General features: G+C 72.8%; 15 protein-coding genes and 1 pseudogene. 1 reads left to right on the forward strand and 15 read right to left on the reverse strand.

Annotated elements, in window-relative coordinates; translation table 11 throughout:
• Positions 1-469 (forward strand): annotated as a pseudogene (locus GA0115242_RS07880) (hypothetical protein); the annotation flags it as partial.
• Positions 470-519: 50 nt separating this feature from the next.
• On the opposite strand, the gene GA0115242_RS07885 reads toward GA0115242_RS07880, so the two are convergent.
• From GA0115242_RS07885 to GA0115242_RS07955, 15 genes are all read right to left on the reverse strand, one after another.
• Entirely contained in the window at positions 520-1,317 is a 798-nt protein-coding gene (locus GA0115242_RS07885) for an HAD family acid phosphatase (protein ID WP_093825968.1), read from the reverse strand.
• Between the two features lie 102 nt (positions 1,318-1,419).
• Positions 1,420-2,535, reverse strand: coding sequence for a right-handed parallel beta-helix repeat-containing protein (locus tag GA0115242_RS07890; RefSeq protein WP_093825970.1), 1,116 nt, complete (start codon positions 2,533-2,535; stop codon positions 1,420-1,422).
• A 78-nt stretch (positions 2,536-2,613) separates the two neighbouring features.
• Complete coding sequence (locus GA0115242_RS07895; protein ID WP_093825972.1) at positions 2,614-3,780, reverse strand: pectinesterase family protein; 1,167 nt, start codon at positions 3,778-3,780, stop codon at positions 2,614-2,616.
• A 139-nt stretch (positions 3,781-3,919) separates the two neighbouring features.
• Entirely contained in the window at positions 3,920-5,236 is a 1,317-nt protein-coding gene (locus tag GA0115242_RS07900; RefSeq protein WP_093825974.1) for a pectate lyase family protein, read from the reverse strand.
• 17 nt (positions 5,237-5,253) lie between these two features.
• Positions 5,254-6,051 carry a rhamnogalacturonan acetylesterase gene (locus GA0115242_RS07905; RefSeq protein ID WP_093825996.1) on the reverse strand — a complete coding sequence of 266 codons (798 nt, stop codon included), beginning with the start codon at positions 6,049-6,051 and terminating at the stop codon, positions 5,254-5,256.
• 107 nt (positions 6,052-6,158) lie between these two features.
• Positions 6,159-7,496, reverse strand: coding sequence for an ABC transporter substrate-binding protein (locus GA0115242_RS07910; RefSeq protein WP_093825976.1), 1,338 nt, complete (start codon positions 7,494-7,496; stop codon positions 6,159-6,161).
• Between the two features lie 151 nt (positions 7,497-7,647).
• On the reverse strand, positions 7,648-9,177 hold the full coding sequence (locus GA0115242_RS07915) for a glycoside hydrolase family 43 protein (protein ID WP_093825978.1): 1,530 nt from the start codon (positions 9,175-9,177) through the stop codon (positions 7,648-7,650).
• Positions 9,174-10,019, reverse strand: coding sequence for a DUF6807 domain-containing protein (locus GA0115242_RS07920; protein WP_093825981.1), 846 nt, complete (start codon positions 10,017-10,019; stop codon positions 9,174-9,176). Before GA0115242_RS07920 ends, GA0115242_RS07915 begins: the two co-directional genes overlap by 4 nt.
• Positions 10,019-11,173, reverse strand: a complete 1,155-nt coding sequence (locus GA0115242_RS07925; RefSeq protein WP_093825983.1) for a Gfo/Idh/MocA family protein — start codon at positions 11,171-11,173, stop codon at positions 10,019-10,021. Before GA0115242_RS07925 ends, GA0115242_RS07920 begins: the two co-directional genes overlap by 1 nt.
• Complete coding sequence (locus tag GA0115242_RS07930; protein WP_093825985.1) at positions 11,170-12,069, reverse strand: carbohydrate ABC transporter permease; 900 nt, start codon at positions 12,067-12,069, stop codon at positions 11,170-11,172. Before GA0115242_RS07930 ends, GA0115242_RS07925 begins: the two co-directional genes overlap by 4 nt.
• Positions 12,066-13,001, reverse strand: a complete 936-nt coding sequence (locus tag GA0115242_RS07935) for a carbohydrate ABC transporter permease (RefSeq protein WP_093825987.1) — start codon at positions 12,999-13,001, stop codon at positions 12,066-12,068. The genes GA0115242_RS07930 and GA0115242_RS07935 overlap by 4 nt, the downstream gene beginning before the upstream one ends.
• Positions 13,002-13,093: 92 nt before the next feature.
• The gene (araD, locus tag GA0115242_RS07940) at positions 13,094-14,827 is read right to left on the reverse strand and encodes an L-arabinonate dehydratase (RefSeq protein WP_093825998.1); all 1,734 of its coding nucleotides are present in this window, start codon (positions 14,825-14,827) and stop codon (positions 13,094-13,096) included.
• On the reverse strand, positions 14,824-15,735 hold the full coding sequence (locus GA0115242_RS07945) for a dihydrodipicolinate synthase family protein (protein WP_093825989.1): 912 nt from the start codon (positions 15,733-15,735) through the stop codon (positions 14,824-14,826). Before GA0115242_RS07945 ends, araD begins: the two co-directional genes overlap by 4 nt.
• Complete coding sequence (locus GA0115242_RS07950) at positions 15,732-16,388, reverse strand: GntR family transcriptional regulator (RefSeq protein WP_093825991.1); 657 nt, start codon at positions 16,386-16,388, stop codon at positions 15,732-15,734. Before GA0115242_RS07950 ends, GA0115242_RS07945 begins: the two co-directional genes overlap by 4 nt.
• Before the next feature lie 155 nt (positions 16,389-16,543).
• A partial coding sequence (locus GA0115242_RS07955; protein WP_093825994.1) for a TIGR03086 family metal-binding protein occupies positions 16,544-16,905 on the reverse strand: 362 nt, incomplete at its 5' end.

Raw genomic sequence — 16,905 nt, forward strand, 5'->3', positions numbered from 1 at the left:
CGCCGCCTCCCGGGCGCCCGCGGCGCCGTCCGCCCCGGCCTCCGCCTCCGCGCCGTCCGCCGACGGGGAGCGGGACGGACCGCTGCGGTCGGACGGCGTGATCGACCCGCACAGCAACGACTTCTGGGCGCAGAGCGACCTCACGGTCCGCACCAGCGCGCAACTCACGTCCCTCACCGTCGAGTTGAGCGTCGCGCAGACCGGCGGGGTGTCCTCGACCGGCGCCTGGCGGTCGCTGCCCGAGCAGGACTTCACGCAGACGGCGCGGGAGCGCGACGGCCGTCTCGTCTTCACCTGGGTGCTCAGGCCCGGCCGCACGGTCCCGGCCGGGAGCTGGGTGTTCGCCGGGCAGTACGACCACGAGCGCGGCGGAAGGGACGCGGGCGGCGACAGCTACGCGGTCAGCGGCACCGCGGCCGGGGTCCGGTACGCGGTGCGGGGCGGCTTCGCGGCCGGGGGCGGCGGATGAGCGTCGCCCCGCCCGGCACGCGGCCGGACGGGGCGAGGAGCGCGCGCGGATCAGCCGACGTAGTACGTGGGGTTCGGGATCTTGTAGGTGCGGTCGGCGTGGCCGCCGCCGAAGTCCGAGTACTGGTCGCCGAAGTTGGCGATGATGTCGTACCCGAGGTCCTTCTCGATGTGCTTGCGGGTGCCGGACTTGTACTGCACGGTGGTGCAGGTCCAGGCGCCCGGGGTGGCGCAGTCGCGCAGGTAGGACGGCGGGTTGGCGGCGTCCTTCAGGAACATGTGCCGGGCGTCGAGGTTGACGTCGGCGCCGACCTTCTTCAGGTTCGTGACCGCGGCGGTGCGCTGCGCCTCGCTCAGGCCCGAGTTGTAGAAGACGGTGACGCCCTTCTTCGCCGCGTAGCGGACCAGCTCGGGGCTGCCGAAGACCGCGGGGCGGTCCGCCTTGTCGACGTACGCGGCCCAGCTCGCCGAGTTGTAGGTGTAGTTGTAGCGCTTCTCGTAGTCGAGGCTGAGCAGCAGCGTGTCGTCGATGTCGAAGACGACCGCCGGCTTCTTGCCCTTGTGGTGGGCGGTGCGGGCGGCGGAGTCGATGTACTTCCTGGCCGCGGAGTCGAGCCGCGCCAGGTCCTTGGCGTAGGGGCTGGTCGGCGAGGCCTGGTAGACGCCGTCGGCGTCGGCGGCGGTGCCGTAGTAGGTGTCGATGTCCTTGACCAGGAGCCCGATGTTGTAGGGCTCGTGGGTGGAGTTGGCAGTGGACTGGCCGGCCGTGGCGGCACCGGCGCCGTAGAGACCGGCACCGGCGACGGCACAGACGGCGGCGACGGCCGCGAAACGCAGTGACTTGTGCATGAGACGAGTTCTACGCGCGTCACCGGGGTGGGCGCGAGACCCGTTGCCTGATCGATACCGGTCGAAAAGGCAAAGATCGGGTCAAGCGCCCCGCTGTCACGCTCAGTTCATCGTGGCGCCGATGGTGGTACTCCCGGTGGTCAGGAAGGTGGTGGCCGGGAGGGCTCCGGAGGACTGCCGGGCGTTGTACGTGCTCGACGCGTCGGTGGAGACGAACGACGGGGTGGCGACGCCGGAGTCCCAGTTGTTCATGTACGAGGTGGCCTTGGAGCCGTAGATGGCCTTGCCGCTGCCGTTGGAGACCGCGAGGTTGCGGCCGAGCTGCGCGGCGCCGGTGGCGAAGTAGTAGCCCCAGTTGCCGTTGGCGTAGGCGGTGGTGCGGTTGATGACGATGGCGCCGGTGTTGGAGTTCTCGGTGAAGCCGTTGCCGGTGTTGCCCCAGGCGGCCGAGTTGTTGACCACGTGGGCGACCACCTCGCCGTCGCCGCCCAGCTTGAAGCCGTTGCCGTCGCCCGCGAACGCGGAGTCGGACCAGCGGTTGACGCCGTTGCCGAAGGACCAGGTGTGCTCGACGGTGACCGGCGAGGAGAAGGACCAGAAGTCGATCCCGTCGTCCGCGTTGTTGTAGAGGCGGGCCCCGGTGACCAGGTTGCCGCTGCCCGAGCCGAACTTGATGGCGATCCCGTCGGCGTTCTCGCCGTGGGTGGCGGCGTCGTAGTTGCCGTAGGAGTCGAGGTTCCTGACCGTGTTGTTGACGGTGCCGTCGCCGGTGAGGGTGAACCCGGAGTCGCCGCCGTTGATGGTCTTGACGTTGCTCCAGTTGGTGCCCGTGCAGGACTGGCAGACGACGGCGCTGTCCGGGGAGTTCTGGAAGGTGAGGTTGGAGACGTTCCAGTAGTCCGCGGTCAGCTTGAAGATCCAGGAGCCGGACGGCAGCGAGGAGCCGTCGATCTTCACGGTCTCCGAGCCGTACGCGGTGAGGGTGATCGGCGAGGACGAGGTGCCGTCCTTGGTCGACTGGAGGGTGGCGGTCGGGTAGTAGGTACCGGCCCGCACCTGGATGACCGTGCCCGCCGTCGCGTTCGCGAGGGCGCTGGTGAGCGCGGCCGAGGTGCTGACGACGACGGTGGCGGCGTGCGCCGGGGTGGCCGTCAGGGCGAGGCCGAGGGACGCGGCGGTGAGGGAGAGCGCGGTGAGGGAGCTCTTGACGCGACGCATGACGTGCGGGTCCTTCCGTCGGCTCGGAGCGAGCGGTGGGTGGGGGTGGGGAGTGGGGGGTGGGGAGTGAGGGGTCGGTCAGCCCTCGGTCCACGGGGTCCAGTCGCCGAGGTAGGTCTCCCGGGTCGCCGAACGGGCCTGGGCCGCGGTGAGTTGGGGCCGCGCCGCGGGGTCGGTGACGACGGCGCCAGGGCCGGTGTCGCGATACTCGGCGAACCGCTGGCTCTGCCACGGGTAGCTGTCCGACATATTGGCGTAGGGGGCGCGGGCGTCGATGCCGGGGCCCAGCCAGGTGTCGCGGACGGTGAGCATCGGGCGGGCGGTGGTGTCGGAGCCGGGGACCCAGGGGCGGGCCAGCTTGTAGCGGGCGTCGGGGGCCGCGCTGCTGACCGTGCCGGAGACGACCAGGTAGCCGCGGGGGTTGGCGGCCGCGGTGGAGGGCGCGAAGACGAAACCGTAGGGCGCCGAGGAGAGGTCCGTGCGGTCCAGGGTGTGGAAGCGGCAGCGTTCCCAGACCGCGGTGGCCCGCCCGAAGACGAAGTCGACGTCGCCCTCGACGTAGCAGTCCGCGAAGTACTGGCGGGCGAAGGAGGCGAGCGAGAGCGAGTCGGCGTACAGGGTGTCCTGGTGGCCGAGGAAACGGCAGCGCGTGAACGCGGAGCGGTCGCCCTGCACCTTGATCGCGACGGCCTGGGTGCCCGTGATGTCGGGGTGGTCGGCGCGCAGCCAGTCGTTGGCGAAGGTGATCGCGCGGGCGGTGAAGCCGTCGCCCTGCACGGTGGTGGTGGCCGATCCCGTGGTGCCGAGGACGCCGCCCGAGGGCTTGGCGGTCCCGGCCGCGTTGTCGTACACGACGACGACGTCCCGCGGGTCGCCGGAGGCGCCGATCCAGGTCGCGCCGGTGCGGGTGGCGTCGAGCAGGACCGTCTCCCGGTAGGTGCCCGGCGCGATGACGAGGGTGCGTCCGGCGCCGGTGGCCGCGGTCACCGCGGCCTGCACGGAGGTGAAGTCGCCGCGGCCGTACGGGTCGACGTACAGGGTCCCGGCGTCGAGGCGGCGCGCCGGGGAGCCGTGGACGCCGAACGGACGGCGCGCGCCGCCGGGTCCCCGGCCGAGGGCGGCGGCCGGGACGGTGGCCAGGGCGGAGGCGGCGGCCGCTCCGGCGCCCGCCAGGAGGAGCCCCCGGCGGGAGAGGGAGCGGGGCGGGCGCGGACGGGGGTGCGCGTGCGGGTGGGGCGAGGACATGGGGGCTCCTTGGCGGTGGGGTGGTGGTGCGTCCTTGCCGTGGGGGGGTCGGGTGGCCGGGGCGGGCGCGCCCCGGCCGTGCGGTGCGGGTCGGATCGGTGCGGGTGCGCCCCGGCCGTTCGGTGCGGGTCGGGTCGGGTCAGCCGAGGTGTCCGGCGCCCGCGCCGCGGTCGACGAGGTGCGGGACGGCCTGCGGCCGGTCGACGCGCGGGCGCAGGGTGGGCGTCCAGCCCGCGCCCGCCGTGAGCGTCTCGGCGGGGATCTGCGCGTTGTGGACGGCGATCAGGTCGGTGCGCACGCCGTTGACCCAGTTGTCGTCGGCGGTCAGGGAGGACTCGCTCCACTTCTTCAGGATCGAGCCCGCCCTGACGCCGTCGGCGAGGGTGAACGCGTTGTGCTCGGCGACGAGTCGGGACTCCAGGCCGATGCCGTAGCTGTAGCCGTAGCCCTCCTCGGCGACGAAGTGGTTGTTGTAGGAGTCGACCTGCCCGAAGCGGACCCGGGGGGCGCGCTCGACCAGGCCGGAGAAGAGGTTGTGGTGGAGGGTGACCTTCAGGTGGCCGCGGTCGACGGCGGCGGTGGACGCGCTGTCGCTGTTGCCGATCAGGATCGTCTTGTCGTGGTCGGCGAAGACGTTCCAGGACGCGGTGACGTGGTCGGAGCCCTTGACGATGTCGAGTTCACCGTCGTGCTGCTCGAAGATCCGGCCGTAGTAGTACGGCAGGGTGCTGTCGGGGTGGTCGCCGTCGGTGAAGGTGTTGTGGTCCATCCAGACGTGGGTGGCGCCGTAGAGGACCGTGCTGTCGTACTCGGAGTTCCAGTTGCCGTCGGCGGTGTCGGTCGGGTCCCACTGCGGGAAGCAGTCGAGGGGGCTCTCGAAGGTCAGGTTGCGGACGATGACGTTGTCGACGCCCTTGATCTGGAGGCTGGCGCCCTTGAACCCGGCGTCCCGGCCGACCCCGACGATGGTGGTGTTGGCCGGGACGAACGCCTTGATGGAGGCGTCCTGGCGGGCGGCGGAGGCCCGGCGCAGTCCTTCCGGGCTGTCGGCGGGTTCGTCGTCCAGGTTGCGGGTGCGGCCCCAGACCTCGGGCGCGTAGGTGGCCAGGTAGGTGTCGAAGTCCCAGCCGTCGGCCGCGAAGGAGGCGCAGTCGGGGCCGTCGGCGTCGATGGTGCCCAGGACCTTGATGATCTTCGGCGCGCTGCCCCCTTCGGCCAGCGCCGCCTTGAAGCCGTCCCAGGTGGTGACGGTCCTGACGTGCGCGGCGTCGGCGGCGGCCCCGCCGGTGGTGCCGGTGGAGGAGGACCCCCAGCCGTCGCCCGCGGGCAGCACCTGCCGTTCCGTGCCCGTGCGGGGCCCGGGGTGGGCTGCGGCGGTGCCGGTGGCGGCCAGGACCAGGGCGGTGCAGCACAGGACGGCACCAATGACGCGTCCATGACATATAGAAGTACGCACGGTACGGCTCTCCTCGGTTATGCGGCCGCCGGCGGCGGCCAGGTGATCCAGGACGTCGGAATGTCCTCGTGCAGCCGGACGACGTCACGCCGTGCCAGCGTCCGGGTGCGCAGCAGCTCCCCGGCCACCAGCCGGGCCACGGCGATCGCGCCCGGCGGGTTGAAGTGCGTGTTGTCCTGCTCGGTGGCGGTCCAGTTGAAGTACGTCTTCGTCGCCTCCGCCCCCAGCTCCTGCCAGAGCGCCAGGGAGAGCGCCTCGATGTCGAGCAGCGCCACCCGCTCCGCCAGGGCGAGGGCGCGCATCGCCGCCGGGTAGTCGCCGTGGGTCGGCACCGCGTTCCCGCCGGCGTCGAACCGGCGCCGCTCGACGGGGGTGGCCAGCACCGGCACGGCGCCCCGGGCGCGGGCGCCGTCGAGGAAGCGGCGCAGGTACTCCTGGTACGTCGTCCACGGCTCGGTGTACCGGGTGGGGTCGTCGGCCTTCTCGTCGTTGTGCCCGAACTGGATCAGCACCAGGTCACCGGGGCGGACGCCGTCCAGCAGGGCGCCGAGCCGCCCCTCGTCGACGAAGCTCTTCGCACTCCGCCCGTTGACCGCGTGGTTGGCGACGCGCAGCCCCCCGCGCAGCAGGAACGGCAGCGCCATGCCCCACCCGGTCTCGGGCGCCGCGTCGGCGAACTTCTGCGCCGCGGTGGAGTCACCGGCGACGAAGAGGGTGCGCCCGCGCCCGGACGCCGAGGCGCTCCCGGCCCCGGCCACCACCGGCGGGACGGCGGCGAGAAGGGCCGCCCCGATCTGTCTGCGCGTGAGGTTCACGGCCATGTGCCTTTCGACGCAGGGATGTTGACGACTCCCGGCGGGCGGGGCACCTCCGGACCACCGAGGCGCCCCACCGCCGGTCCCTCGCACCGCGCGGAGCGAGGTCAGTGGTTCTGCTTCCAGTCCGCCTGCGCCTTGTTCAGCTGATCGGCCAGCAGGTCGAGGAAGTCCTCGGCGCTCATCGTGCCGAGCAGCACCTTCTGGAAGTTCGGCTCGTTGTCGGCCTTGGAGATGGTGTTCCAGTCGGGCAGGTAGTACGGAAGCTGGACGATCTTCGTCCCGGCCCCGTTGAGCGCCTCGGCCGCGAGCTTCGTCGGCTCGGCCTCCTGCACCCAGGCGTCCTTCGCCGCCTCCGTGTTGGCCGGGATCTGCCCCGCCGACCTGTTGTACTTGGAGTTCTCCGCGTGCGAGACCGCGAACTCGACGAACTTCCAGGCCGCGGCCTTGTTCTTGCCGGGCTTGAAGACGCTCAGCCCGTCGACCGGGTTGGAGATCTGCACCCGGGTGCCGTCGTCCCGGGTGGGGCTGGGCAGGCCGCGGAACCTGTCGGCGCCCAGCGCCTTCAGATGGTCCTGGTAGGAGCCGAGGTTGTGGCTGAGCATCCCGATGGTGCCGCTGTCCCACTGCGCGACCATCTTGGTGAAGTCGTTGTTGACGTCCGCGGACGGGGTGTCCTTCTTGTACAGCGCGACGTACTTCGCCAGCGCGGCGACGATCCTGGGGTCGTTGACGGTGGTCCGGTCGCCGTCCCAGAACGAGTCGACGCCCGCCTGGCTGTAGGCGGCGTCCAGCGCGGGCGCGATGGAGCCCTCACCGCCGCGGATGGTGAACCCGAACCGGTTCCGGCCCCGGTCGGTGAGCTTGTCGGCGGCCGCGTAGAACGCCGACCAGGTGGTGGGGGCGTCGAGGCCCGCCCGCTCGAACAGGTCCGTGCGGTACCAGAGGGTGCCGTTGTTGGAGGAGGTCGGGATCTGGTAGAGCTGGTCCCCGCCGCCCGCGGCCCGGCTGCTGTCCAGCAGGTTCTTGCTGAGCTTGCCGTCGAGCGCGCTCCCCTTGAGGCGGGCGTCCAGCGGGTCGAGCGCGCCCTGGACGGCCACCTCGGCGAGCATCGCGGTGCCCACCCCGCCGACGTCGGGCAGGCCGCCGCCCTGGATGGCGGTGTCGTACTTGGACTGGGCACTGGCGGCCGGAATCCCGACGTACGTGACCTTGATGTCCGGGTTGGCCTTCTCGAAGTCGGCGATGATCTCCTTCCAGATGTCGGTGCGGACACCGCCGTTGGTGTCCCAGAAGGTGATCCGGCCCGTGCCCGAGCCCTCGCCGCCCTTGTCCCCCGCCGCGCCGCTGCCGTCGTCACCGCAGGCGGTGGCGGTCAGGGCGAGCACGGAGCCCAGGGCGACGGCGACGGCCGCGCGCCTGCTGCTGCGAATGCTGATCTTCATCGGTCGGCTCTCTTCTTCCTGATGCTGCGGGCATGTGCGGTCGTGGGGGGACGAGAGGGCGCGCCCCGCCCGCAGCAAGCGCTTGCTGCTCCGGTGCTGCGTCATTGCGGCTCCTTCGGGCGGACGGGTGCGGCGGACGGGCGGGGCGGGTCTACAGGGGGTCGATCCTGAAGCGCGTGAAGGTTGCCGTACCGGCCGGGCCGGTTCCGGCGGGGGCGGTGGCGAACAGGCCGAGCAGCGCGCCGACCCAGCGCCACGGGGTGGCGGCGAAGACCGGTCCCGCCGAGGGGCGCGGTCCGTCGCCGACGTCGTGGAGGAAGCGGCAGCGGGCCCCCGCGCCCGCCTCGACGCGCAGCCTGACCCGGCCCTCGGGCGCGGGCAGCGGCGGCGCGGCGTCGCGTTCGCGCGCGGCGTTCGGCTCGGCGAAGCGGTGCACGACCTGCGCGCTGCCGTCGGCGGCACGCTGGAGTCCGATCCAGCCGAACGCGTCGCCGAGCACGGCGAGTCCGGCCCGCGCCCCCGGTTCCTCGCTGTGCAGCCGCAGCTCGACCTCGACGGCCGACGGCGCGCCGGGCAGCCGCTGGGTCAGCACATGGGGCAGCAGCCGCAGGTCGTCCGCGTCGGCCGAGCGGACGCAGGCCAGCCGCAGTCCGTCGGCGGAGTGCTGGGTGGCCCAGCCCGCGCGCGGGTTGGCGGTCCACTGCCACTGACGGCCGAACCGGCCGCCGGGGAAGTCGTCGTCGGTGGCGGGCGCGGCGGGCGGCTGCGGGGGCAGCGCGGGACGGCGGTGGATGGTGACGGGGGCGCCGCCGGCGCCCAGCACCGGCCAGCCGTCGGCGTCCCAGCGCATCGGCTGGAGGTGCACGACCCTGCCGTAGGGGCCGCGCTGCTGGAAGTGCAGGAACCAGTCCTCGCCCGCCGGGGTGCGCACCCAGCCGCCCTGGTGGGGCCCGTTGACGTCGGTGTCCTTCTGCTCCAGGACGATCCGCGGCTCGTAGGGACCGAAGAAGTCGCGGCTGCGGAAGGCGCCCTGCCAGCCGGTCGCCACTCCCCCGGCCGGGGCGAAAATCCAGAACCAGCCGTCGTGCCGGTGCAGCTTCGGGCCTTCGAGGGTGAACCAGCCGGGGATCCGGTCGCCGTCGACGATCACCTTGCCGTCGTCGAGGAGTTCGGTGCCGTCGGGGCGCATCCGGTGGCCGGTGAGGCGGTTGTTGACGCCGGAGCGCGATCTGGCCCAGGCGTGCACCAGATAGGCCTCGCCGCTCTCGTCGTCCCAGAGCGGGCAGGGGTCGATCAGGCCGCGGCCCGCCTTGACCAGGTGCGGGCGGGTCCACGGGCCGCGGACGCGGGGCGCGTTGATCTGGAAGACGCCCTGGTCGGGGTCGCCCCAGAAGATCCAGAACCGGTCGTCGTGGTGGCGCAGCGCGGGGGCCCAGACACCGCCGTCGTGCCGCGGCGACCTGAACTCGGCCGCGGGCTCCAGGCGTTCGAGGGCGTGCCCGACGAGGGTCCAGCCCACCAGGTCGCGCGAGTGCAGCAGGGGCAGCCCCGGGGCCCGGCCGAAGCTGGAGGCGGTGAGGTAGAAGTCGTCGCCGACGCGCACGACGTCCGGGTCGGACCAGTCGGCGTTAAGCACCGGGTTGCGGTAACTGCCGTCGTCTTCGGGCGGGTCGGCGGTCACCGGGTCACCGCCTTGCGGACCAGGGCCGCCGCCTCGCCGCCGTCGAGCGTGCCGTCGGCGACGACGGTGACGATCCGGCGCACCAGGGTGTCGCCCGGGGCCAGCGGCACCCGTTCCCGGTGCGCCAGCGAGGAGCCGACGCCGGGGTACTCGGCGGTGCGCACGAACCACGGGTCGCGCCGGGTGTCGGCGGTGGCACCGGCCAGGACCAGGGTCCAGCCCGCGCCGGTCAGCGCGATCCAGTCGGCGCGCTCGCCGTGCACCGCGCTCTCGCCCTCCCCTTCCGCGGTGAACACCCGGGGCGCGTCGGCCTCCTTGGGGGCCCGCCAGAAGAAGCCGCCGTAGGCCGCGCCGGGGCGCCCGTTGGTGGCCGGGCTGCCGAAGCCCAGCGGTGCGGGGGTGACGTTGGTGAGGGAGAAGGTGAAGTCCAGCGCCCAGGCGGTGGGGGCGAGTTGGGTGGCGGCGACGGTCCTGCGCTCGCGCAGCAGCTCTTGCCCGCCCGCGATCCAGCGCAGCTCCTCGACGAAGCCGTCCGGGTCGCGGAGCTGGAAGGCGGTGTGCCGCTGGGTGCCGTGGTTGTCCAGCTCGGTGGGGCCCCGGTCGCGGACGTAGGTGCGCCCGCCCCAGAAGTTGTGCCCCTCGACGTCGGGAACGGCGACACCGACGCCGAGGTGGTGGAGGTGGTCGGCCGGGCCGAACTCGGTGACGGTGGTCCCGGCCAGGGTGGTGACGGGGTGCAGACAGGGGCGCGGGGAGAGCCGGGCGGGTACCTCGGGGCGGGTGACGTAGCGGCCCACCGGGCGGCCCGCGACCCGCAGGACCGCGGTGTCGTCGGACGTCATCAGGTGCTCACCTCTTTCGGGAGCGCCCAGGGGGCGCCCAGCTCGGAGTAGAGGGCGAGGGTGTCGGCGCAGGACGCGACCAGGCCGTCGATCCCGGTGACCACCCGGCGCCGGGCCCCGGGGTCGAAGTGCCAGGCGTCGGGGGGCAGTTGAGCAGGGTCGGGGGCGAGCCTGATCGCCTCGACGACCTTCATGAAGGCGCCGGTCGCGTCCGGTCCGGCCAGCAGGGGGGTGCCGTCGGTGAGGTGGTCGACGAGGTTCTCCAGCAGGTCGGCGCGGCCGTGCAGGAACTCCTCGGGGCCGTGTCCCGCGCGCTGGAGCAGCACCCGGTCCTGCTTGTACCAGAAGGTGATCCGGCCGCGGGCGCCGTGCACGACGACGTACGGCTCCCCCGGCTGCTCGGCGCAGAGGGTGGCGGCGACGGTGACCGGGCCGCGCGGGGTGGTGATCCGCACGCAGGAGGTGTCGTCGGACTCGATGGCGTTGGCCCGCAGCAGTTCGGTCTCGACGCCGGTGACGTCCTCGGCGCGGGTGGTGCCGAGGAGGGCGAGGCCGGTGGCGACGGCGTGCGCAAGCGGGTTGGTGAGGACGCCGTCGACGACGTCGGCGCCGTCCAGGCGCCGTTTCCCGGCCCAGGGCGCCCGGCGGTAGTAGCTCTCGGCGCGGGCCCAGGCACCGGCGCCGCCGACGCCCGTCACCTCGCCGATCGCGCCGTCGGCGATCAGCCGCCGGATCGCGGGGACGGCGTGCGAGCCCAGCGACTGGAAGCCGATCTGGCAGCTGACCCCGGCCGCCGCGACGCCGTCGGCCATCCTGCGGAACTCGGCGTAGGAGGGCGCGGGCGGCTTCTCCAGGAGCAGGTGCGCGCCGCGTCCCGCGGCGGTCAGGGCGAGGTCGGTGTGGGTGGGGATGGGGGTGCAGATGACGGCGATCCGGGCGCCGGTGGTGTCGAGGAGGGCGCCGAGGTCGGTGGACTGCTCGGGGGTGCCGAGGCCGTCGGGGAGTTCGCCCGCGGTCAGCGGGGTCAGCTCGCAGACTCCGGCGAGGCGGACGGTTCCCCGCTCCTGGAGCCGGCGGAGGTTGTCCAGGTGCCGGCGTCCGTGGCCGCGGGCACCGGCGAGGACGACCGGGACGGGGACGGCGGGGGCGCTCATCCCTTCACCGCCCCGGCGCTGAAGCCGGTGATCAGCCACTTCTGGATGAAGGCGAAGACGATCACGACGGGGACGGCGGCGACGATGCCTCCGGCGGCGAGCGCGCCGAGGTCGACGCTGTCCGCGCTCATCAGGGTGTTGAGGCCGACCGGGATGGTCTGCTTGCCCTGGTCGGAGAGGAACATCAGGGCGAACAGGAAGTGGTTCCAGGCGTGCACGAAGGCGAAGGAGCCGACGGCGATCAGGCCCGGCCGCAGCAGCGGCAGGACGACGATCCGGAAGCCGGTGAACCGGTTGCAGCCATCGACCCAGGCGGCCTCCTCCAGGGAGTACGGCACGTTCCGGATGAACCCGCTGATCAGGATCATCGACAGGGGGAGCTGGAAGACCGTCTCGGCGATGACCACGCTGGCCAGCGAGTTGATCATCCGCAGGTTGGCGAAGATCTCGAACAGCGGCACGAGCAGCAGCGCGCCGGGCACGAACTGGGTGCAGAGCAGGGCGAGCATGAAGCCCCGCTTGAGCCGGAAGTCGAAGCGGGCGAGCGCGTACCCCCCGGCCAGCGCGACGACCGTGGTCATGACCAGGGTGGCGACGCCGACCAGGACGCTGTTCTGGAAGTAGACGCCGAAGGACCGCTCGTTCCACACCTTCCCGAAGTGGACGGACGTCATCGGCCAGGGCACCAGCGAGGTGGAGCCCGCCGGGCGGAGCGCGAACAGCAGGATCCAGTAGAACGGGATCAGCGTGAAGAGCAGGTAGACGGAGAGCGGCAGGTAGATCTGCCAGCGCGGCACCTCGTCCCAGGCACGGCGGCGGCGGGCGGCCGGGCGGGGCGGTTCGGGGGCGGCGGGCGCGGGCGCGGGGGCGATTTCGGGGGCCTCTTCGGTGATCACTTGTTCCCGCCTCCGAACTTGCTCAGCCGCAGGTAGACGATCGAGCAGAAGAGCAGGATCACGAACGCGACGGTGGTGAGGGCCGACGCGTAGCCGAAGTTGTGGGCGTCCACGCTGGTGTTGGCGATGTACAGCGGCAGGGTGGTGGTCTCGCCCGCCGGGCCGCCGCCGGTCAGGGTGTAGAGCAGGTCGACGTTGTTGAACTCCCACACCGCGCGCAGCAGGGTGGAGAGCACGATGGCGTCCTTCAGGTGCGGCAGGGTGATGTGCCGGAACTGCTGGACGCGGGAGGCGCCGTCGACCTCGGCGGCCTCGTACAGGTCCCGGGAGACGGACTGGAGGTCGGCCAGGATGAGGATCGCGAAGAAGGGCACGCCGCGCCAGAGGTCGGCGACGATCGCGGCCGGGAAGACCGTCGCGGTGTCCGAGAGCCAGCTCGTGCCGTAGGAGCCGATCCCCGCGTCGGCGAGGTAACGGGTGATGCCGGTCTGGGAGTTGTAGAGCAGCACCCAGATCGCGGAGGTCAGCACGCCGGAGACGGCCCACGGGGAGAAGACCAGGGCGCGGCCGACCGCGCGGCCCACGAAGGTCTGGTTGACGATCAGCGCGAGCGCCAGGCCGAAGACCAGTTGGAGGCCGACCTCGACCACGACCCACTTCGCGCTGAAGGTGAGGGTGCCCCAGAACTGCGGGTCGGTGGTGAAGGCGTGGACGAAGTTGTCGAAGCCCGCGTAGCCGTTGCGCCACGGTTTGGTGGGGTTGTAGTTCTGCAGGCTGTAGTAGAAGACGCTGAGGACCGGGTACGCGATGAAGCCCAGCATCAGCAGGGCGGCCGGCGCGACCAGCAGGTAGGGGAGCCTGCGGGGCGTCGCGGAGGCACGGCGTCGCCCGGGTGGCGCGGGCGGTTTCGCCACGGCTGCGGCTTGGGCCATGACTGTTCTCCGTTCTGGTGCGGCATGCGGTCGGTGCGGGTGAAGCGCTTTCTCCAGGTGCGTGGGGCGGTACGGCGGAGGACCGGTCGGGGTCAGCCCGCGTACGGGTCGGCGACCTCGCCGGGGCGGGCCAGGAACGCGAAGTCGCAGCCGGTGTCGGCCTGCGTGATCTGCTCGTCGTAGAGCGCGCCGTAGCCGCGTCCGTTGCGGGCGGGCGGGGGCGTCCAGTCGGCCCTGCGCCGCTCCAGCTCGGCGTCGTCCACGTGCAGGTGCAGGGTGCGGGCGGCGACGTCGAGGGTGATGGGGTCGCCGGTGCGGACCAGGGCGAGCGGGCCGCCGACGTACGACTCGGGGGCCACGTGCAGCACGCAGGCGCCGTAACTCGTGCCGCTCATGCGGGCGTCGGAGATCCGGACCATGTCGCGCACGCCCTGCTTGAGCAGGTGGTCGGGGATCGGCAGCATGCCGTACTCGGGCATGCCGGGCCCGCCCCTGGGTCCCGAGTTGCGCAGCACCAGCACGCTGTCGGCGGTGATGCCCAGCTCCGGGTCGTTGATGGTGCGCTGCAGGGTGCGGTAGTCGTCGAAGACGACGGCGGGGCCGGTGTGCCGCAGCAGCCGGGGCTCGGCGGCGATGTGCTTGATGACGGCGCCGTCCGGGCAGAGGTTGCCGCGCAGCACCGCGACCCCGCCCTCGGCGGCGACCGGGTTGTCCCGGGTCCTGATGACGTCGTCGTCGTGCACCAGCGCCCCGGCGAGCTGTTCGCGCAGGGTGTCGTGGCTGACGGTGGGGCGGTCCAGGTGGAGCAGGTCGGTGACGCGGGAGAGGAACCCGGGCAGTCCGCCCGCGAAGTGGAAGTCCTCCATGAGGTGCTTCCGGCCGCCGGGGCGGACGTTGGCGAGGACCGGCACGGCGCGGGCGAGGCGGTCGAAGTCGTCCAGGGTGAGGCGCACCCCGGCCCGTCCGGCCATCGCGATCAGGTGGATGACGGCGTTGGTGGAGCCGCCGAGGCCGAGCACCGTCGTCACCGCGTCGGTGAACGCGTCCTCGGTCAGGATCGCGCTCAGCCTCCGGTCCCGGTGGATCAGGTCGACGGCGGTCATCCCGGCCCGCGCGGCCATCCGGTCGTGCCCGGAGTCCACGGCGGGGATGCTGGAGGCGCCCGGCACGGTGACGCCGAGCGCCTCGGCGGCGGCGGTGAGCGTGGAGGCGGTGCCCATGGTCATGCAGTGGCCGGGCGAGCGGGCCAGGCCGCTCTCCAGCTCGGTCATCTCGCAGTCGCCGATCAGACCGGCCCGCTTGTCGTCCCAGTACTTCCACATGTCGGTGCCGGAGCCGAGGGTCTCGCCGCGCCAGTGGCCCGGCAGCATCGGCCCGGCGGGCACGAACACGGCCGGCAGGTCGACGCTGGCCGCGCCCATCAGCAGCGCGGGCGTCGACTTGTCGCAGCCGCCCATCAGGACCGCCCCGTCGACCGGGTAGGAGCGCAGCAGCTCCTCCGTCTCCATCGCGAGGAGGTTGCGGTAGAGCATCGGGGTCGGCTTCTGGAAGGTCTCGCTGAGGGTGGCGACCGGGAACTCCAGCGGGAACCCGCCGGCCTGCCACACCCCGCGCTTGACCGCCTGCGCCCGGTCCCGCAGGTGGACGTGGCAGGGGTTGATGTCGGACCAGGTGTTGAGGATCGCGACGACCGGCTTGCCGAGGTGCTCCTCGGGCAGGTAGCCGAGCTGGCGGGTGCGGGCGCGGTGGCTGAAGGAGCGGAGCCCGTCGGTGCCGTACCACTGGTGGCTCCTGAGCTGCTCGGGTTCCCTGCGCGGGGCGTTCACGCCGACCACCCGGCGGCTATCGCGGCGACCTCGGCGCGGCGACCCTCGGGCAGCGGCCTGCTGGGCGGGCGGACGTCGCGGCGGCACAGGCCGAGGGAGGCGAGGGCCTCCTTGACGACGGTGACGTTGTCGGCGGAGCCGTTGGCGGCGCGCAGTTCCTCGAACCGGCGGATCTGCTCCCACACCTTCATGGCGGCGGGGTGGTCCCCGGCCCGCAGCGCCTCGATCATGTTCAGGGAGACGGCCGGGGCGACGTTCACCAGGCCCGAGGTGAAGCCGGTGGCACCGGCCGAGAAGTAGGAGGGCGCGTACGGTTCGGCGAGCCCGGCGATCCACACGAACCGGTCGAGGCCCGCGTCCCGCGCGAACCCGGCGAACCGCGCGGCGTCCGGGACGGCGTACTTCACGCCGATCACGTTGGGGCAGGCGTCGGCGAGTTCGGCGAGCAGCGCGCCGGGGAGCCGGTCGTTGCGGATGTAGGGGACGACGCCGAGTTCCGGCACGGCCTCCGCGACGGCCCGGTGGTAGTCGACCCAGCCGCCCGGGGAGACGTAGGGGTGGACGGGCTGGTGGACCATGAGCATCCCGGCGCCGTGGTCCCTGGCGTGCCGGGCGGTGGCGACGGCGGTGGGCAGGTCGTGGCCGACGCCGACCAGGATCTGGGCGCGGTCGCCCGCCTCGTCGAGGGTCAGCTCGGTGACGAGCTGCCGCTCCCGGGGGGAGAGCGCGTAGAACTCGCCGGTGTTCCCGTTCGGGGTGAGGGTGGTGATCCCGCCGTCGAGGAGGCGGCGCAGCAGGGACCTGTGGACGTCCTGGTCGATGGCGCCGTCCGCCCCGAAGGGGGTCACCGGGATCGCCACCACGCCTGCCAGCGCGGCTCGTCGGGTCTCGAACGTCACGCCGCTCATGCCTGCTCCTGCGCTGCGGTGTCCATGGGGAAGGCGCGCTCCACGAAGGAGCCGATGTGGGCGTGCAGGGCCTGTGCCGCGCCGTCGGCGTCGCCCGCGAGGGCGAGGCGCAGGATCTCCCGGTGCTCGCCCGCCTCCCGCTCCCAGGAGGGCGAGGACGCCCAGGCGACGGCGGAGACGAGGGCGGCCTGGTCGCGGACCTCGTCGAGCATCCGGCCGAGCAGCGGGTTGCCGCACGGCAGGTAGAGGGCGCGGTGGAACTCCCGGTTGGCCAGGGAGCGTTCGGCGGTGTCGGTGGCCTCGTCGGCGCGGGTGAGCGCGGCGCGGGCGGCGTCGAGGGAGGCGCCGCGGCGGACGGCCCTGCGCAGCGCCTCGGGCTCCAGGAGCACGCGCACGTCGTAGACCTCGCGCGCCATGTCCGCGTCCACCATGCGCACGGTGACGCCCTTGTACTGGCTCATCACCACGAGCCCGGTCCCGGCCAGGGTCTTGAGGGCCTCGCGCACCGGGGTCTTGGAGACCCCGAAGAGGGCGGCGATCTCGGTCTCGACCAGGGCCTGGCCGGGCGTCAACTGCCCGGTGAGGATGCGGCGTTTGATCTCCTCCAGCACGAACTGCGTGCGGGAGGGGATCGGCGTGGGCACAGAGGTCATGCGCGCCTCTCGGAAGTCACGTGTCAGATCCGGTGTATCTGATCTCGCGTATCGCGTCTCATGTATGACGTACGAAGTACGACGCGATGAAAGTAGGAGGGGGCGCGTGTTTCGTCAATGCTTCCGGCAGAGAAAGGGCGGATTGCGCGCCGGGGTCAACGCGTGGGCGTCCAGCGGGGATCGCGGCCGCTGAGTCCGATCGCGCGGTCCAGGAGCGGGGCGTCGGCGGGTACGGCGACGACCGGCCCGAACGGTCCTTCGCGCTGGTCACCGGCCTCGGCGGCGGCGCTCAGGAAGCCGTGCGCGAGGTCGAGGGCGGCCGGGTCGGGGGCGTAGGGCAGCCCGGTGGCGCGGGCCAGGTCCCAGCCGTGGACGACCAGTTCGTCGGCGGCGACGGCGGCGGCCACCGCGCCGGGCAGGGTGACGCCGCCCGCCCGGGTGGTGCCCGTCCAGGCCGCCGGGTCGCGCCAGGCGGCGGCGAGGCCGTCGAGGGCCGCGGTGAGGTCGGCCCGCCAGC

Origin of the sequence: Streptomyces sp. SolWspMP-5a-2 (assembly GCF_900091845.1) — a bacterium.
In the GTDB taxonomy this organism is placed as follows: Bacteria; Actinomycetota; Actinomycetes; order Streptomycetales; family Streptomycetaceae; genus Streptomyces; species Streptomyces doudnae.

Coding starts and splice junctions, on each gene's coding strand:
- GA0115242_RS07895 (WP_093825972.1), bottom strand. CDS start 3,780: ATGTCCTCGCCCCACCCGCACGCGCACCCCCGTCCGCGCCCGCCCCGC.
- GA0115242_RS07950 (WP_093825991.1), bottom strand. CDS start 16,388: ATGACCTCTGTGCCCACGCCGATCCCCTCCCGCACGCAGTTCGTGCTG.
- GA0115242_RS07910 (WP_093825976.1), bottom strand. CDS start 7,496: ATGAAGATCAGCATTCGCAGCAGCAGGCGCGCGGCCGTCGCCGTCGCC.
- GA0115242_RS07945 (WP_093825989.1), bottom strand. CDS start 15,735: ATGAGCGGCGTGACGTTCGAGACCCGACGAGCCGCGCTGGCAGGCGTG.
- GA0115242_RS07925 (WP_093825983.1), bottom strand. CDS start 11,173: ATGAGCGCCCCCGCCGTCCCCGTCCCGGTCGTCCTCGCCGGTGCCCGC.
- GA0115242_RS07935 (WP_093825987.1), bottom strand. CDS start 13,001: ATGGCCCAAGCCGCAGCCGTGGCGAAACCGCCCGCGCCACCCGGGCGA.
- GA0115242_RS07890 (WP_093825970.1), bottom strand. CDS start 2,535: ATGCGTCGCGTCAAGAGCTCCCTCACCGCGCTCTCCCTCACCGCCGCG.
- GA0115242_RS07920 (WP_093825981.1), bottom strand. CDS start 10,019: ATGACGTCCGACGACACCGCGGTCCTGCGGGTCGCGGGCCGCCCGGTG.
- GA0115242_RS07885 (WP_093825968.1), bottom strand. CDS start 1,317: ATGCACAAGTCACTGCGTTTCGCGGCCGTCGCCGCCGTCTGTGCCGTC.